Origin of the sequence: Trabulsiella guamensis ATCC 49490 (genome assembly GCF_000734965.1) — a bacterium.
In the GTDB taxonomy this organism is placed as follows: domain Bacteria; phylum Pseudomonadota; class Gammaproteobacteria; order Enterobacterales; family Enterobacteriaceae; genus Trabulsiella; species Trabulsiella guamensis.
In genome coordinates, this window is record NZ_JMTB01000043.1 from 1 (window position 1) to 16,497 (window position 16,497).

Sequence of the window (16,497 nt, forward strand, 5' to 3'; positions counted from 1 at the left end):
TTCTCACTGATCATCATGGTTATTTATGATTCAGGCAGATACGCACCCCTTCCTGCGCCTCCACTGACGGAGGCGGCGGAGGTGTGCGAAAACCCGCTGTCGTTAACTGCGCTGTTCATCCCCGGCTTTTTTTCGTGGTGAGAGTGGATGCCGGTACTGCTTATATGAAGCATGTTTGCGCATAAAGGAGTCCAGCAAAAACTGGGCGTCCTGTTGTTCAACTTTTTTCTCACCGGCAGCACCGGTATTTTCTTGCATGCTTACCATATTAATTACCCTGACATTGTCCCGAGAACAGAATACGTCGGAAATGAAAACCACACCGGAGCTGAACGCAATGACCTTTGTCACTGCCAACAGCCCCGGTTGCATAACCTGAATTCCTTACAGGAATCCGTACATGGCGGCAAAGATCCAGCCAAAGACGCAGGACACGCTGACGCCAATCAGACCCGGCAGAATGAAGCTATGGTTAATGACGAAGCGCCCAATGCGGGTGGTTCCGGAACGGTCGAACTGAATCGCCGCCAGATCGCTTGGGTAGGTCGGCAGAATGTAGTAGCCGTAGCACGCCGGGGCAGACGCCACGATGTACGCCGGATCAACGCCGATAGCCAGTGCGACCGGAACAATTGCCGCCAGAGCAGCAGCCTGGGAGTTAACAAACTTGGACACCAGCAGCAGTACAATTGCGTAGGCCCACGGATACTCTTTTACCATTTCGCCCAGTACGCCCTGGATTTCTTTCATGTGCGCACCGAACATGGTTTCTGCCATCCAGGCGATACCATACACCGCCACAATCGCGATCATCCCTGAACGGAAAACTTCGTTTTTAGAGATAGACGCAGGATTGGTTTTCGTCAGGATGATAATCAGCGCCCCGGTCAACAGCATGAACATCTGAATGACCAGCACCATGGACAGCGATTTGCCGCCAAAGGAAGGACGCAGTTCAGAGAAAGCCCCCAGGATAGAAACGACCGCAATGGCACCGAGGAAGATCCACATTGCCAGCCAGTTGCTTTTCGGCAGTTTTTTTGTCCAGCAGTGTTGCGGTGTCACCATATACATAGTGATGGTTTTCCGGCACAGAGATGAACTTCTGGAAATCTTCGTCTTTATCCAGATCCTTACCACGGAACCAGCTGAAAACACCGATGGCCAGGATACCCAGCAACGTTGACGGGATAGTGATAGCGAGCAGGTCGAGGAATTCCAGATGCTTGCCTTCAAACGTCACGTTACCCAGCATGGCAACCAGAGAAACCACCGCAACGGAAACCGGGCTGGCGATAATCCCCATCTGCGCACCGATGGAGCTGGCGGCCATTGGACGTTCCGGACGAATGTTATTTTTGATCGCCACATCATAGATGATCGGCAGAATGGTATAGACCACGTGTCCGGTACCGCAGAGGATGGTCAGGGTACAGGTCACGAACGGCGCGACGATAGAAACATATTTCGGGTTGCGACGCAGCAGTCTTTCGGCAATCTGCAACATCACATCCAGGCCGCCTGAAGCCTGCAAGGTTGCCGACGCGGCGACCACCGCGATGATCACCAGCATAACGTCAACAGGCGGTTTACCTGGTTCGAGATGGAAAACGAAAACCAGAATGACGAGGCCGATACCGCCTAACAAACCCAGAGCGATACCGCCTTTCCTGGCACCATAAAACAAACATATTAATATTATGAGAAGTTGTATACTAAATAGCATTTATTTACCCTCGCGATAAAACAATCCAATTTTGATAAATAGATCACAGCCATTGTCTGTTTTTTGTGAATTAGTGCAGACCCTGACCAATATTCGTTCCGTCTGAAAGCGTGATTAATTTGTAAATATGGAATAAGGACTTCTCATGACATCCATGATCGTTCTTATCGACTTTTATGGTGTTTTCGGGGAGCAAGACTCCCCTGCGATGGGCAGTATTGAAAAAGGTGAGCAGAGGCAGATTCAGTGGTTCTTGTTGTATCTTTATGAAAAATATAGACATAATTTCATCTCACAGAATGTGCTTATCCCTAAGATGTAGCAGTTGTCCCTTGCTACTGTTTTAGTTTTTGTTAGTCCGTTTGATTATTTACGGACTACTCCTTTGGGATTAAAAATACACATTCCATGAAGCAGAGGATACTTTATTAACTTTTGTTACCGTTTTTGAAATTAAAAACAATGCGACATCTGACAATAACAACACATTGAAATGAAAGCAATATTGTAAATATTTTGATCTGGCACAAATTACAAATTTTCAGCCAGTAACCTTACGCTTTTTGATTTTTCATTATCATAATAATTATTACAAATAAATAACGTAATAATTCGGATAACTTCTCGATTATCTACTGACAATATTGTTTAAGTAAAGAATAATGTTCTGCCTGAATACGGTAGCGATAAACAGGTCTTCCCGTTACACCATAATGGATGCTGGTAGAAAGAATATGACAATTAACCAGCCAGATAAGATATTTTCGACAGGATACACGGGAGATATTAACTGCATTCGCCAGCTCATCAGTAGAAAACTCGGCATCCTGATGCGCGTCAATCCACTGGCAGATCGTGCACAGAGTTTGTGGTGTTAAACCTTTTGGCAAACGGCGGGAGTCCTGTTCATTCGCTGCGCTGCCGTGGATCAGTTGATCAAGCTCTGACTGCTCATAATACTGGTGCTTGTCCATTTCTCTTTTCTTTTGCAGCCAGTTGGTGAGCGCTTCTTCAAAACGTGAAGCCTGGAACGGTTTGATTAAATAATCAACGACACCGAAGTGTAGCGAATCCTTAATGGTGGTGGCATCGGCAGCAGACGAAATGACGATGACATCGCTTTTACATCCGGCTGCATGCAGAAGGGGAAGCAGATCCAGCCCGTTCTCTTTCTGCATATAAATATCGAGCAAAATCAGGTCAATGTGGGTATCGCTATGAAAGATGACCTCTTTGGCCTTCTCCAGCGTAGAGGCGATACCACAACACTCAAAACCGGGGATCAGTGAGACATAGCGGCGGTTCAGTTCCGCAACCATGGCGTCGTCATCAATAATAAAGACAGAGATCATGTGCTGGCCCTCTCCCCATCCCAGGGTATTTGTACGAAAAATTGCGTGAATACACCGGGTTCGGATTCCACAGAAATATTGCCGCCAAGACTTTCAACTTGCTGCTTAACAAGCGCTAAACCCACGCCACGATCAGTTCCTTTAGACGAGACGCCTTTCACAAAAATGTGCCCGATGCGATCCGCTTCTATTCCTGGACCATCATCGCTGACTTCACAATGTAACCTGCCATTGCGATAGTATAAGGAGACGCTAATTTCACCTCCAGGCTGATTACCTAACGCGTCGAGAGAATTTTCAATCAAATTTCCGAGTACAGTGATCAATACCCCAACCTGATTTTCATCACTGCTGTCCGGTAATTGGCTGTCATGGCTAATCACCAGCTTGTGCCCTGAATCGAAAGCGCGATTAATCTTACTTAACAAAAATCCTGCAATGACCGGCGATTTTATTTTACCCAACAGTGAGCCTATCTCTTCCTGATAGTTATTAGCCATCTTAATAATATAGTCTTCAAGCTGCTTATAACTCTTCAGGTGTAGTAATCCCAGAATCACATGTAATTTATTCATGAATTCGTGGGATCGTTCACGGAGTGAGTCCGCATAGTTCACCATACCGTCAAGCCGTTGCATCAACTGGCGGACTTCTGTCTTATCTCTGAACGTCGAAATAGCCCCAATAATTTTGCCGTTGCTGCGTACCGGAACGGTATTAATGAGCAGCAGCCTGTCTTTAATGTTGATCTCTTCATTGTGATGCGCGATGCCGTCACGCAGCACGCCGCTTAAATCAACAACCTGCGACCACGTATTACTGAGTGTTGAAAGCTGCGCTTCGTCCGGCGAACGGCGGTAGTCCAGCAACTCCTGTGCGGCCTCGTTAATGAGCGTCACTTCGCCGCTGTCATCGACGGCAATCACCCCTTCTTTGATTGACTGCAGCATCGCCTGGCGCTGTTCAAACAGCGTGGAGATCTCATATGGCTCCAGCCCGAACAAAATGCGTTTAAGCACTTTCACCAGTACCCAGGTTCCCAGCAGGCCCACCAGCACGCCAAATAAAACCGACCAGATAATACTGCCGCGGCTGTCGTTGATTTGCCCGGTTACCCGACTCAGCTCCAGACCTATCGCCACCACGCCAATCTGCCGGTGATTGTCATCATAAACAGGGGTAAACACGCGTAGCGCCTGGGCGAGAAAACCACGGTTGATAGCGACATTCTCTTTGCCCTCAAGCGCCAGCAAGATATCGTCGCCTTTAAATGGCTGCCCGATGCGTTGCGCCTCCGGGTGGGAATAGCGCAGAGTTTTCATATCAGTCACAACAATGAACAGCATGTCGTTACGCTTACGCACTGCCTCGGCAATCGCCTGAATGCCGCTCTCCTGCGGTTTTTTCATCAGCCCCTGGCGGATTTCCGGTGAATCCGCCAGCGTTCTCGCCACCGCCAGCGCCTTATTGGCCAGCGCATCACTTGTCATGTGGCTTATCTGAAAGAAATAGATCAGGTGTACCACCAGCAACACAGAAAACAAGACGGCACTGACCATTAATATCACCGTCGTACCGAGTTTCATCGGTCGTTTGCGCAGCTTGCGGTAAGGCAGGGAGTATTTCATCGTGATTCCGGATTCACTGTTTGTGTGGGTATTATCCCTGTTGAGACGGGGAATTTAAAGAAGGCGATGTCAACAAGCCCTTCCCTCCCTGTTCTCATGTGCTACCCTACGCGCCATTTCTAACCATATCGTTTGCGTTGTCCATGGGAGTACCTAATGAAGACAGCATCAGAGAGTCAAAAAACAGAGTTTGCAAGGTTTTCCCGTTTAGTGTTAGCCAAAGGGCGTGAGAAATCTTTACTGCGCCGTCATCCCTGGATTTTCTCCGGAGCCGTGGCCCGCATGGAAGGCAAAGCCAGTCCTGGTGAGACTATCGATATCGTTGATCATCAGGGGAAATGGCTGGCGCGCGGCGCGTATTCACCGGCATCGCAAATTCGCGCCCGCGTCTGGACGTTTGACGCCAGCGAATCCATTGACAGCGACTTCTTCATCCGCCGCCTGCAACAGGCGCAACAGTGGCGCGACTGGCTGGCACAACAGGACGGGCTCGACAGCTATCGCCTGATTGCCGGTGAGTCAGACGGTCTGCCGGGCGTGACAATTGACCGCTTTGGCAATTTTCTGGTGTTACAGCTACTCAGCGCGGGCGCAGAATATCAGCGTGCGGCGTTGATAATCGCCCTGCAGACGCTCTACCCGGACTGTGCCATTTATGACCGCAGCGATGTCGCAGTGCGTAAGAAAGAGGGGATGGAACTGACGCAAGGCCCGGTGACCGGTGAACTGCCGCCAGCCCTGCTGCCAATTGAAGAACATGGCATGAAACTGCTGGTGGATATTCAGAACGGTCACAAAACCGGTTATTACCTTGATCAGCGCGACAGCCGCCTGGCGACTCGCCGCTATGTTGAGGGCAAACGCGTCCTGAACTGCTTCTCCTACACCGGTGGTTTTGCCGTTTCTGCCCTTATGGGCGGTTGCCGCCAGGTGGTAAGCGTGGATACGTCACAGGAAGCGCTGGAGGTGGCGAAGCAGAACGTGGCACTGAACAAGCTCGATCTCAGCAAAGCGGAGTTTGTACGTGATGACGTATTTAAGCTCCTGCGCAAATACCGCGATCAGGGCGAGACGTTTGATGTCATTGTTATGGATCCGCCGAAATTCGTTGAAAACAAAAACCAATTACAGGGTGCCTGCCGTGGCTATAAAGACATCAACATGCTGGCGATCCTGCTGCTGAACCCCGGCGGGGTACTGCTGACTTTCTCCTGTTCAGGGCTGATGACCACCGATTTATTTCAGAAAATCATCGCTGATGCCGCTATTGATGCCGGTCGTGATGTACAATTTATAGAGCAGTTCCGTCAGGCCGCCGATCACCCGGTGATCGCTACCTACCCGGAAGGGCTTTATCTGAAAGGGTTTGCCTGTCGCGTCATGTAACTTGAAAAGTGGAACCTTTGCCCGCATATCGATGGCAGGTAATGTTTCCCGGGAGGTGACTATGATTGCCAGCAAATTCGGTATCGGCCAGCAGGTCCGCCACTCCCTGTTGGGATATCTGGGCGTTATTGTTGATATCGATCCAGAATATTCTCTTGATGAACCGGCTGAAGATGAGATGGCGGTCAACGCAGAGCTGCGGGCCGCCCCCTGGTATCATGTGGTGATGGAAGATGATGACGGTCAGCCAGTGCATACCTATCTTGCCGAAGCGCAACTGAGCGGCGAGATGACCGATGAACATCCTGAGCAACCCTCGATGGATGAACTGGCGCGCACCATACGCCGCCAGCTACAGGCGCCACGACTGCGTAATTAGTAAAAACCCCGTCTCGACGGGGTTTTTTGTTATTTCGCCAGCCCTAACCGTGGAATTTCAATCGCAGGACAGCGATCCATCACCACGTTCAGCCCTGCATTGCGGGCAAGCACAGCGGCCTGATCATTAATCACGCCCAGTTGCATCCACAGCGTTTTCGCGCCAATGGCAATGGCTTCCTGCGCCACGCCCCATGCTGCTTCTGAATTGCGAAACACATCAACCATGTCCACTTTTTCCGGCACATCAGCAAGCGTGGCGTACCCTTTCTGCCCCAGCAGCGTCGTGCCAGCCACTTTCGGAGAAACCGGGATCACGTGATACCCCTGATCGAGCAGATACTTCATCACCCGATAACTCGGGCGTTCAGGTTTGTCGCTCGCCCCTACCAGCGCGATAGTACGGGTGGATGTCAAAATGCCTGCTATATCGTTCTCTTTCATCATTATCCTCCGGGCAACTCTTTAAAGTGTACGACATTCCACACCAGCCAACCATGCATCCCATACTGAAGTATGAGTGCAAAAGCGATGCCCGTGTCTATATGTTAATAAAATCGTGCTTAGTAAAATTTTGATACACTCTCTTGGGCTAACTCTTTATCAGGAGATACCAATGAAAGCTGGAACACTGCTTCTGAGCGCAACGCTCCTGATCCCGGCCCTGGCCCCGGCCACGACATTACGCCTTACGGGTGATGTCGATCTGCTGGTACTGGATGGCAAAAGAGTCTCCAGTTCATTACTGCGTGGCGCTGACGGTATTGAACTGGATAATGGCCCGCATCAGGTGGTTTTCAGGGTGGAAAAAATCATCCAGTTGCCTGACAGAAGTTATCAGCGCTATGCATCCCCACCGCTGATTGCCAGTTTCGATACACGCTTAATCAGCCTGGTGAATGTTAACCTGCCCCGGCTGGAGACACGGGAAGAGACGCAATCTTTCAGCGCTACCCCCGAAATCACGCTGCTTGATGGCAATGCAGCGCCGATTCCGGTGACGCTGGATATTCTTGCGGTGACGCGAACCGCCGCCGGTATCGATTATGAACAGGCGGCGGCAGTCTATAACCACAATCGAAAACTGGCTGTCCGGTCACCGTTGAGCGCCCCGCTGCCGGATGACAGCACGCTGTTGTCGAAAAAAACCGAGCTTGATTTCCCGTCACTGCAATCGCAAACCCTTGCCGAGCAGCGGCTCAAATACTGGTTCCAGCAGGCAGATTCAGACACGCGCAATCGCTTTTTACAGTGGGCGCGTCAACAACCCTCATCATAACCCTGCATTTCTGAACGGATTTATCATTTTTTCGCCCTCACGGTTTGCAGCCTGAATCGGTTCCAGTAATCTGTCTGCATCTCAAAATGCGGAAGGGTACTATGGAACTCACAACACGCACGCTCCCGGCGCGCAAGCATATCGCACTGGTTGCGCACGATCACTGTAAAGACATGCTGATGAAATGGGTGGATCGCCACCGTACGTTACTGGAGCGCCACACGCTTTCAGCCACGGGGACGACGGGGAATCTGATCCAGCGTGCGACCGGGCTTAATGTTAACGCCATGCTGAGCGGCCCGTTAGGCGGCGACCAGCAGGTGGGCGCGCAGATTTCAGAAGGGAAGATCGACGTGCTGATTTTCTTTTGGGATCCGCTCAATGCCGTGCCGCACGATCCCGACGTCAAAGCGCTGCTGCGCCTGGCGACTGTATGGAACATTCCGGTCGCCACCAACCTTGCTACCGCCGATTTCATTATTCAGGCGCCAAACTTCAGCGATGAAGTGGACATTCTTATCCCCGACTACCCGCGTTATCTGGCGGATCGCCTGAAGTAAGTTCCCGGGCTGGCGCACAGCGCCAGCCTGCGGTTACGGTTTGCGCGCGACCGGTACGGAGAGCGCCTTCAGAGCATCGACAAACACCGATGGCTGTTCTTTGTTGAACAACAGCCAGACGCGCTGACGGGCGCGGGTTAACGCCACATACAGCAGTCGCCGCTCTTCGGCATCCGGGAAATCTTCCGGTTGCGGCAGCAGCGCCTGCTCCATAATCGATTCTCTGGCCGGTGCCGGAAACGCGTCCTGCCCGTCCTGCAACCCCATGACAATCACATAATCGGCCTGCTGCCCTTTACTGGCATGAATGGTCATGAAATCGATCGCCAGTTTCGGCCAGCGGGTGGCGGCTTTCTCCAGACTGGCGGGTTTCAGATGATGATAACGCGCCAGCACCAGGATCCGTTCGTCCGGTTTTGCATAGCCGCTGAGCTTATCGAGCAACGCATCGAGCTGATCATCTGCCAGCAGAGTCACCGCTTTTTTGTCACCCGCTTTCAGGCTGTTCAGCGGCTTGTTCAGTTGATACGGGTTCTGCTGAATAAACGCATTCGCCACCTCACCAATGCGGCTGTTAAAGCGGTAGGTGGTATCCAGCGCGCAATTGTCGCCTTCGCCAAAGTAGTGCGTAAAGGCGGTGGTCAGCGTCAGTTGCGCGCCGCTGAAGCGGTAGATGGCCTGCCAGTCATCACCCACGGCATAAAGACAGGTGCGGGAGTTCTGTTTCCTTAACGCCGCCAGCAACGCGGCTCGCTGTGGGGAGATATCCTGAAATTCATCTACCAGAATATGCTTCCACGGGCTGACAAAACGCCCTTTTTCCAGCACGTTAATGGCCTGATGAATAAGCCCGGAGAAATCCACCGCATCCTCCGCTTTCAGCGCGGCTTTCCATGCCTTGAGCAGTGGCGCCATCAGTTTGATGCGCTTACTGAAAAGCTCTCTGACCTCTTCCGGCGCCGCGTCAATCATCTCTGCCTGCGAACCGCCATGCATGCGCATCAGCCCGACCCAGCGATCAAGCCGCCCTTCCATCCGGCGCACCAGCTTTTCGTCCTGCCAGTAGTTACCTTCCGGCACCGACCAGCCCATCTCTTCGTCCAGCCACTGCCGCCAGCCTTTCGCCTGCGCTTTTTTCTCGTTGCACTGCTGCTGCCAGGTTTTGATCAACAACGCCTGTCGCGCTTTGCTGTCATTTTCCAGCTTGCTGATGGCGGGGACTTTCTTACTACCCTGCTGGATGATATGTAACGCGAGGGCATGAAAGGTTCGGGCGCTGATTGCGTCCGTGTTCAACCGTTCGCGGATCCGTTCATCCATCTCTTTTGCCGCCTGGCGGCCAAACGCCAGCAGCAGGATCTGGTCGGCAGAAGCTTCTCCGCGCATCAACAGCCATCCCGCCCGGGCCACCAGCACAGATGTTTTGCCGCTACCCGCGCCTGCCAGCACCAGCAGCGACTGCTCACCGTTGACCACCGCCCGCGCCTGCGCCGGGTTCAGCGGCGAGGCCTCTATTTTCTCAAAGAAACCAGCGTACTGGCTGAGCATCGCTTCGGTATAAGCCTGGTTATGCTTCAGGCGGCTGCTGTCGATGTCTTTCAGCCAGCACTGACACTGCCGCCAGAGCTCACGGCAGTTATCGAACGTTTCCAGGCGTTCAACGGGGATTGGCAGCGCATCCAGCGCGCGCAAAATTTTTTGCTGCACACCAAGCGTGGCCTGACGGGTCAGCCATTTACCTTCAGCGCTGAAACGCGAGATCTCCGCCAGTTGTTCTGTGAGCAGGCGCGCGGCGATGTCGCTCATTTCGCTGCCCCACTGCTCCCAGAGTGCATTCAGATGATGATGAAAGCGCTGCGTTTCGCCCCACTCAGTACCGTGAAGACGTACCACTTTATTTTCCGGCAGAATAAATTCCAGTTCGCCCCACACTAGCCCGCGTTTGCACTGAATATCGAGCAACTGGTTAAAAGGAATGAGATATTCATGACGATCGCCAGAGACTTTCACTCCGGCGTTAAGGATTTCTACTCGATCATAAGGGTGCTGCGCCATGCGCTTACCAAGCGTTGTTGCTTTTAGTTCCATGTCATGCCAAATCCCGCCACGTTTTCTTACTCCACAGTTTAACCGCCAGATACCAGGTGCTCCAGCGCAAAAAAACGTTACAATTACGAGGCCAACGACATTTTCGCAATGGACAGAGGATTTATGCGTACTGTTTTGAATATTTTGAATTTTGTACTGGGTGGTTTCGCCACAACTTTAGGCTGGTTTCTGGCGACGCTGGTCAGCATCCTGCTGATTGTCACGCTGCCGCTGAGCCGCTCCTGCTGGGAAATCACAAAACTGTCGTTCCTTCCCTACGGCAACGAGGCCGTGCATGTGGACGAGCTCGATCCGGACAACAAAAGCACAGTGATGAACGCTGGCGGTACATTCCTTAATATTTTCTGGTTTATTCTTTTCGGCTGGTGGTTATGTCTGACGCATATTTTTGCCGGGATAGCGCAGTGCATTACGCTCATTGGGATTCCTGTCGGCATCGCCAATTTTAAAATCGCCGCGATTGCGCTCTGGCCTGTCGGTCGCCGCGTCGTCAGCGTGGAAACCGCCCGCGCGGCGCGTGAAGCGAATGCCCGCCGTCGTTATCAATAATCCGGACCGATTATCACTATGCTAAGTCCGTTGCTTCGCCGCTATACATGGAACAGTGCCTGGCTCTACAACGTCAGAATTTTTATCGCCCTTTGCGGCACCACCGCCCTGCCCTGGTGGCTGGGCGATGTTAAGCTCACCATCCCGTTAACGCTCGGGGTGGTGGCAGCGGCGCTGACCGACCTGGACGATCGGTTAACGGGTCGCCTGCGTAATCTGCTGATAACACTGGTATGCTTTTTTATTGCCTCCGCCTCCGTGGAACTGTTGTTCCCGTGGCCGTGGCTGTTCGCCCTCGGACTGACCCTCTCCACCAGCGGTTTCATTCTGCTAGGCGGTCTCGGCCAGCGCTACGCTACCATCGCTTTCGGCGCGTTGCTGATCGCCATTTACACCATGCTTGGCGTGTCGCTGTATGAGCACTGGTACCAACAGCCTCTTTTCCTGCTGGCCGGTGCCGTCTGGTATAACCTGCTGACACTGACCGGACACCTGATTTTTCCCGTCCGCCCCTTGCAGGACAACCTGGCCCGCAGCTATGAACAGCTCGCCCATTATCTGGAGCTGAAATCACGCCTGTTTGACCCGGATATCGAAGAAGAAAGCCAGGCGCCACTCTATGAACTGGTGCTTGCCAACGGCCAGCTGGTGGCGATGCTCAACCAGACTAAAGCCTCTTTATTGACACGTCTGCGTGGTGACCGCGGTCAGCGTAACACCCGCCGCACGCTGCATTATTACTTCGTGGCGCAGGACATACATGAACGTGCCAGCTCGGCGCATATACAGTATCAGACGTTGCGCGACAACTTCCGCTACAGCGACGTGATGTTCCGTTTTCAGAGACTGATGTCGATGCAGTCGCAGGCATGTCAGCAACTCGCGCGCTCCATTTTGCTGCGAACGCCGTATCAGCATGATCCACGCTTTGAACGCGCGTTTACCCACCTGGATGCCGCGCTGGATCGCGTACGTGCCAGCGGCGTACCCATGGAGCAGATCAAAGCACTGGGTTTTCTGCTCAACAACCTGCGTGCCATTGATGCACAGTTGGCGACAATTGAGTCTGAGCAGGTACAAAACCAGCCGCACAACGATACGGAAAACCTGCTGTCGGATGACCGAATCCATGGCTTTAGCGATATCCGGGCGCGTCTGAGTCGCAATATGTCACCGGAGTCAGCGTTGTTTCGCCATGCCATTCGCATGTCGCTGGTCTTGTGCGCCGGGTATGCGTTTATCCAGTTAACCGGGCTGCATCACGGTTACTGGATCCTGCTGACCAGTCTGTTTGTCTGCCAGCCAAACTACAACGCAACCCGTCACCGGCTGGCCCTGCGTATTTTTGGTACGCTGGTGGGCGTCGCAATCGGTTTACCCGTTCTGTTGCTCGTCCCTTCCGTTGAAGGACAACTGGCGCTCATTGTCATCACTGGCGTGCTCTTCTTTGCCTTCCGCACCGTACAGTATGCCAACGCCACCATGTTTATCACGCTACTGGTACTGCTGTGCTTTAACCTGCTGGGTGAAGGCTTCGAGGTCGCACTGCCACGTATTTTCGATACGCTCATCGGCTGCGCCATCGCCTGGGCAGCGGTTAGTTTTATCTGGCCGGACTGGCGGTTTCGTAATCTCCCCCGCGTACTGGAACGCGCTGTGGACGCCAACTGCCGGTACCTGGATGCCATCCTTGAGCAATACCACCAGGGGCGCGATAACCGTCTGGCCTACCGCATCGCGCGGCGTGAAGCATGGAATCGCGATGCCGAGCTGGCGTCTGTTATCTCAAACATGTCGACAGAACCCAAGGTAACGGCCGAGATGAAGGAGACGGCGTTTCGCCTGTTGTGCCTCAATCACACCTTTACCAGTTACATCTCTGCGTTGGGCGCGCACCGTGAACAGCTGACTAACCCCGATATTCTGGCGCTGCTGGATGATGCGGTATGTTACGTTGACGATGCGTTCCATCACACACCCAAAGATGAGCCACGCGTGCATCAGGCGCTGACGGGCCTGATGCAGCGGATCCATCAACTGGAACCCCGTGCTGAAAGCAAAGAGCCGCTGGTGTTGCAGCAAATTGGTCTGCTGGTTACGCTTCTCCCGGAGATAAGTCGCCTCCAGCGGCTCGTTTCTCCTGCAACGGCAGAGGAGATCCCGGAAGGCTATTGACCCACTCCATGAGCTCCTGGCGCAGCTGCGCCGGGAGTGCCGCCGCATGGACACCGGCAATCGCGCCTTCCAGGGCAAACAATACGCTGACGTTTATCCCTTTTCTTTTCTCCCGCAGTTTTAGCCAGCTCAGTTCCGCCCCCAGCTCGAAAAGCATGTGGTGATCGCATATTCCAGCTTCGAAGAGCATCAACTCCATATGAAACGTAATATTGGGCAGATTTTTTAACCCGCGCCTGTCGTACCGCTGATCCTTTTCCCGCTGCGCTTCTTCAAGCGAGTGCGAAGAAAGGGTCAATAGCGTGTGGCGATCGCCCCATAACGTATCATCGACATGGTAATAATTAAGCAGCACTGGCCGGCCTCGCTTACGCAACGTGAGCAGCGGTGTCGGGTGACTGACACGGTAAGGTGCGCTTTGTTCGCATACACGGAGATAGAGCTCCCCTTCCGCCACCATCGCAAAAACCGTCTCTTCGATGGCCAGGCTATATCCGCCAAACAGCGCTCGATATTCAATTCGCCCCAGCGGAGAGAGATATTCCTGCGACTGATATATCCTTTTGTAAGAATCATTTTTCATGATTATTCCTTTGTTAATCATGCCGTTAGATGTGATTTTTTCGATTAACGGATCCGTTAAGCAGGAAAATAGGCAACTTCGTGGCAGGCGGCAAGATGATTTTTATCATCTGTACGACTTCAGTGAATTTTTGCGAGATGCTTTCAGAAAATGGGGTTGATCTTTGTACACAGTAGCTGTACTGTATATTCATACAGTAACCCACAGGGCTGGATAAACTATGTATACTTCTGGTTATGCAAATCACTCAACAATGGCCTCCGCAGCGCCGGCTCGCCATTCACGCATTGCGCCAACTCAGGCCTCTTCCGGGCTGATTAGCGAAGTGGTCTACCATGAAGACCAGCCCATGATGACGCAACTTTTGTTGCTGCCCTTGTTACAACAGCTGGGTCAGCAATCACGCTGGCAATTGTGGTTAACGCCACAGCAAAAACTGAGCCGCGAATGGGTTCAGGCTTCTGGTCTGCCATTGACAAAAGTGATGCAGATAAACCAGATGTCACCCTGCAATACGCTGGAATCCATGATCCGGGCACTTCGCACCGGCAATTACAGTGTGGTTATCGGTTGGTTGAATGATGAACTAACAGAAGATGAACACGCGAGACTGGTGATGGCAGCTGAAGAAGGACAAGCGATTGGCTTCCTTATGCGTCCTGTACGTGCAACCTCTACTGCCACGAGACAGTTAAACGGGCTAAAAATTCACTCAAATTTCTATCATTGAGTCAATTTAAGATTAATCCTGGAATTTTTTTTCGCTTTTAAAAGCAGCGTCTCAATTTTCAGCAAAAACGGTGAGAGTGCCTGTCTGGCGCGGTTTGCGCTATTTTATGCTGTAGAATATTTCGACAAAAATGTTAAATATTCTGTATACAACTCTTTTTTTTTCATAAGCCTGACAGAGTTCACACTTGTAAGTTTCCAACTACGTTGTAGACTTTACATCGCCAGGGGTGACCGGCTTAAGCCGCAAGTAACGGCATAGTTATTAACAAGTCACGCTCCCGGTGAAGGATTTAACCGTGAATTTCTTGAGTATCTTCATGGCGATTTTTGGATGATAACGAGGCGCAAAAAATGAAAAAGACAGCTATCGCGATTGCAGTGGCACTGGCTGGCTTCGCTACCGTAGCGCAGGCCGCTCCGAAAGATAACACCTGGTATGCTGGTGGTAAGCTGGGTTGGTCCCAGTTCCACGACACTGGCTGGTATGACAGCTCCCTGAACAACAATGGCCCGACTCACGAAAGTCAACTGGGTGCAGGTGCGTTCGGTGGTTACCAGGTTAACCCGTATGTTGGTTTCGAAATGGGTTATGACTGGCTGGGTCGTATGCCGTACAAAGGCGACGCGATCAACGGTGCGTTCAAAGCTCAGGGCGTTCAGCTGACAGCTAAGCTGGGCTACCCGATCACTGACGATCTGGACGTTTACACCCGTCTGGGCGGCATGGTATGGCGCGCTGATTCCAGCAACAACCAGATCGGCGACAACCACGACACCGGTGTTTCTCCGGTCTTCGCTGGTGGCGTTGAGTGGGCAATGACCCGTGACATCGCTACCCGTCTGGAATACCAGTGGGTTAACAACATCGGTGATGGTGCTACTGTTGGCGTTCGTCCGGACAACGGCATGCTGAGCGTAGGTGTTTCCTACCGTTTCGGCCAGCAGGAAGCAGCTCCGGTAGTTGCTCCGGCTCCGGCTCCGGCTCCGGAAGTACAGACCAAGCACTTCACCCTGAAGTCTGACGTTCTGTTCAACTTCAACAAAGCTACCCTGAAACCGGAAGGTCAGCAGGCACTGGATCAGCTGTACACCCAGCTGAGCAACCTGGATCCGAAAGACGGTTCCGTCGTGGTTCTGGGCTTCACCGACCGTATCGGTTCTGACGCTTACAACCAGGGTCTGTCCGAGAAACGTGCACAGTCTGTTGTTGACTACCTGGTTTCTAAAGGTATCCCGTCCAACAAGATCTCCGCACGTGGTATGGGCGAATCTAACCCGGTTACCGGTTCTACCTGTGACAACGTGAAAGCTCGCGCTGCACTGATCGATTGCCTGGCTCCGGATCGTCGCGTAGAGATCGAAGTTAAAGGCATCAAAGACGTTGTAACTCAGCCGCAGGCTTAAGTTTACGTCTACAAAAAACCCCGCCATGGCGGGGTTTTTTATTGGCTGAATAATGGTGTTTACTAAGCCTGGCATCACGACGACACTACTTTTCTTTGCCAAGCAGCGCCTGGAGATCCTGTTTCAGGCTGGACATCTTACTGGCGTATTTCTCTTTATTCTCAGCGTCTTCAATCAACTGCACGATGGTTTCAGACAATGTTTTACCCCGCCGCTGCGCCAGCCCGGCCAGTCTCTGCCAGACAATGAACTCCAGATCGATAGATTTCTTGCGTGTGTGTTGATGCTCCGCGTTGAAATGACGCTTTCGGCGAGCACGGATTGTCTGCTTCATCCGGTTTGCCAGTGTTGGATTCATATGCGCGGCGATCCACTCATTAACCAGCACGGGTTCGTTTTCCAGCGTCAGCAACTTATCCACTGCCTCTTGTGCGGCGCTGGTTTCGATGTAACGCGTGATAAGTTCGCCTTCCCGGTGCTTTTTCACCAGGTATTTCCACTTCCACCCGCTTTCAAGGTTTTCCAGTTGTTGATATTTCATCGCGATCCCAAGGTGACCGTGTAACTCATTTCAGGATATCAGTTTTTTCCCGATGCGCTGAGAAGAAATCGACGTTCGTGAACAGAAGTGTGCTC

The 16,497-nt window shown here is 52.2% G+C and carries 15 protein-coding genes and 1 pseudogene; 8 read left to right on the forward strand and 8 right to left on the reverse strand.

Annotated elements, in window-relative coordinates; translation table 11 throughout:
* Window positions 1–102: 102 nt before the first annotated feature.
* The 4 genes and pseudogenes from GTGU_RS04980 to GTGU_RS04995 all read right to left on the reverse strand — a co-directional run bounded on the left by GTGU_RS04980 (window position 103) and on the right by GTGU_RS04995 (window position 4,706).
* Window positions 103–372: a hypothetical protein gene (locus tag GTGU_RS04980; protein ID WP_038154622.1), complete on the reverse strand. Its 270-nt coding sequence runs from the start codon at window positions 370–372 to the stop codon at window positions 103–105.
* A 12-nt stretch (window positions 373–384) separates the two neighbouring features.
* Window positions 385–1,726: pseudogene (gene dcuB / locus GTGU_RS04985) on the reverse strand (anaerobic C4-dicarboxylate transporter DcuB).
* Window positions 1,727–2,358: 632 nt separating this feature from the next.
* Window positions 2,359–3,078: a two-component system response regulator DcuR gene (dcuR, locus tag GTGU_RS04990; protein ID WP_038154623.1), complete on the reverse strand. Its 720-nt coding sequence runs from the start codon at window positions 3,076–3,078 to the stop codon at window positions 2,359–2,361.
* Window positions 3,075–4,706, reverse strand: a complete 1,632-nt coding sequence (locus GTGU_RS04995) for a sensor histidine kinase (protein ID WP_038154625.1) — start codon at window positions 4,704–4,706, stop codon at window positions 3,075–3,077. Before GTGU_RS04995 ends, dcuR begins: the two co-directional genes overlap by 4 nt.
* Before the next feature lie 210 nt (window positions 4,707–4,916).
* Between GTGU_RS04995 and rlmI the strand changes: the two genes are divergently transcribed.
* Together rlmI and hspQ are read left to right on the forward strand one after the other, a co-directional pair.
* Window positions 4,917–6,092, forward strand: a complete 1,176-nt coding sequence (gene rlmI / locus GTGU_RS05000) for a 23S rRNA (cytosine(1962)-C(5))-methyltransferase RlmI (protein ID WP_038154627.1) — start codon at window positions 4,917–4,919, stop codon at window positions 6,090–6,092.
* A 61-nt stretch (window positions 6,093–6,153) separates the two neighbouring features.
* Window positions 6,154–6,471, forward strand: a complete 318-nt coding sequence (gene hspQ, locus GTGU_RS05005; RefSeq protein ID WP_038154629.1) for a heat shock protein HspQ — start codon at window positions 6,154–6,156, stop codon at window positions 6,469–6,471.
* Window positions 6,472–6,500: 29 nt separating this feature from the next.
* Here the strand turns inward: hspQ and GTGU_RS05010 are convergent, their stop codons facing one another.
* Window positions 6,501–6,914 carry a CoA-binding protein gene (locus GTGU_RS05010; RefSeq protein ID WP_038154630.1) on the reverse strand — a complete coding sequence of 138 codons (414 nt, stop codon included), beginning with the start codon at window positions 6,912–6,914 and terminating at the stop codon, window positions 6,501–6,503.
* Window positions 6,915–7,086: 172 nt separating this feature from the next.
* Here GTGU_RS05010 and csgI point away from each other — a divergent pair, with 172 nt between their 5' ends.
* Together csgI and mgsA are read left to right on the forward strand one after the other, a co-directional pair.
* Window positions 7,087–7,749 (forward strand): curli synthesis inhibitor, encoded by a 663-nt coding sequence (gene csgI, locus GTGU_RS05015; RefSeq protein ID WP_038154632.1) that lies wholly within the window; start codon window positions 7,087–7,089, stop codon window positions 7,747–7,749.
* 101 nt (window positions 7,750–7,850) lie between these two features.
* A complete protein-coding gene (mgsA, locus tag GTGU_RS05020) occupies window positions 7,851–8,309 on the forward strand; it encodes a methylglyoxal synthase (RefSeq protein WP_038154634.1) in 459 nt (152 codons plus the stop codon).
* 33 nt (window positions 8,310–8,342) lie between these two features.
* Here mgsA and helD read toward each other — a convergent pair whose 3' ends face one another.
* A complete protein-coding gene (gene helD / locus GTGU_RS05025) occupies window positions 8,343–10,397 on the reverse strand; it encodes a DNA helicase IV (protein WP_038154636.1) in 2,055 nt (684 codons plus the stop codon).
* 123 nt (window positions 10,398–10,520) lie between these two features.
* Here helD and GTGU_RS05030 point away from each other — a divergent pair, with 123 nt between their 5' ends.
* Both GTGU_RS05030 and yccS read left to right on the forward strand, forming a co-directional pair.
* Window positions 10,521–10,967, forward strand: coding sequence for a YccF domain-containing protein (locus GTGU_RS05030; protein WP_038154638.1), 447 nt, complete (start codon window positions 10,521–10,523; stop codon window positions 10,965–10,967).
* A gap of 18 nt (window positions 10,968–10,985) precedes the next feature.
* On the forward strand, window positions 10,986–13,142 hold the full coding sequence (gene yccS / locus GTGU_RS05035) for a YccS family putative transporter (RefSeq protein ID WP_038154639.1): 2,157 nt from the start codon (window positions 10,986–10,988) through the stop codon (window positions 13,140–13,142).
* Here yccS and GTGU_RS24315 read toward each other — a convergent pair.
* Window positions 13,063–13,725 (reverse strand): TfoX/Sxy family DNA transformation protein, encoded by a 663-nt coding sequence (locus tag GTGU_RS24315; protein WP_072011910.1) that lies wholly within the window; start codon window positions 13,723–13,725, stop codon window positions 13,063–13,065. The genes yccS and GTGU_RS24315 overlap by 80 nt on opposite strands.
* 220 nt (window positions 13,726–13,945) lie before the next feature.
* On the opposite strand from GTGU_RS24315, the gene sulA reads away from it, so the two are divergent.
* Entirely contained in the window at window positions 13,946–14,455 is a 510-nt protein-coding gene (gene sulA / locus GTGU_RS05040) for an SOS-induced cell division inhibitor SulA (RefSeq protein ID WP_038154641.1), read from the forward strand.
* 353 nt (window positions 14,456–14,808) lie between these two features.
* Complete coding sequence (ompA, locus tag GTGU_RS05045; protein ID WP_156964065.1) at window positions 14,809–15,861, forward strand: porin OmpA; 1,053 nt, start codon at window positions 14,809–14,811, stop codon at window positions 15,859–15,861.
* 85 nt (window positions 15,862–15,946) lie between these two features.
* On the opposite strand, the gene matP is transcribed toward ompA, so the two are convergent.
* A complete protein-coding gene (gene matP / locus GTGU_RS05050) occupies window positions 15,947–16,402 on the reverse strand; it encodes a macrodomain Ter protein MatP (RefSeq protein WP_038154646.1) in 456 nt (151 codons plus the stop codon).
* Window positions 16,403–16,497 lie beyond the last annotated feature (95 nt).

Excerpts from the sequence above, each read along its gene's own strand:
- matP (WP_038154646.1), bottom strand. The coding sequence starts at position 16,402 with ATGAAATATCAACAACTGGAAAACCTTGAAAGCGGGTGGAAGTGGAAA.
- mgsA (WP_038154634.1), top strand. The coding sequence starts at position 7,851 with ATGGAACTCACAACACGCACGCTCCCGGCGCGCAAGCATATCGCACTG.
- sulA (WP_038154641.1), top strand. The coding sequence starts at position 13,946 with ATGTATACTTCTGGTTATGCAAATCACTCAACAATGGCCTCCGCAGCG.
- GTGU_RS24315 (WP_072011910.1), bottom strand. The coding sequence starts at position 13,725 with ATGAAAAATGATTCTTACAAAAGGATATATCAGTCGCAGGAATATCTC.
- csgI (WP_038154632.1), top strand. The coding sequence starts at position 7,087 with ATGAAAGCTGGAACACTGCTTCTGAGCGCAACGCTCCTGATCCCGGCC.
- ompA (WP_156964065.1), top strand. The coding sequence starts at position 14,809 with ATGAAAAAGACAGCTATCGCGATTGCAGTGGCACTGGCTGGCTTCGCT.
- GTGU_RS04995 (WP_038154625.1), bottom strand. The coding sequence starts at position 4,706 with ATGAAATACTCCCTGCCTTACCGCAAGCTGCGCAAACGACCGATGAAA.
- dcuR (WP_038154623.1), bottom strand. The coding sequence starts at position 3,078 with ATGATCTCTGTCTTTATTATTGATGACGACGCCATGGTTGCGGAACTG.
- helD (WP_038154636.1), bottom strand. The coding sequence starts at position 10,397 with ATGGAACTAAAAGCAACAACGCTTGGTAAGCGCATGGCGCAGCACCCT.
- yccS (WP_038154639.1), top strand. The coding sequence starts at position 10,986 with ATGCTAAGTCCGTTGCTTCGCCGCTATACATGGAACAGTGCCTGGCTC.
- GTGU_RS05010 (WP_038154630.1), bottom strand. The coding sequence starts at position 6,914 with ATGAAAGAGAACGATATAGCAGGCATTTTGACATCCACCCGTACTATC.
- GTGU_RS04980 (WP_038154622.1), bottom strand. The coding sequence starts at position 372 with ATGCAACCGGGGCTGTTGGCAGTGACAAAGGTCATTGCGTTCAGCTCC.
- GTGU_RS05030 (WP_038154638.1), top strand. The coding sequence starts at position 10,521 with ATGCGTACTGTTTTGAATATTTTGAATTTTGTACTGGGTGGTTTCGCC.
- hspQ (WP_038154629.1), top strand. The coding sequence starts at position 6,154 with ATGATTGCCAGCAAATTCGGTATCGGCCAGCAGGTCCGCCACTCCCTG.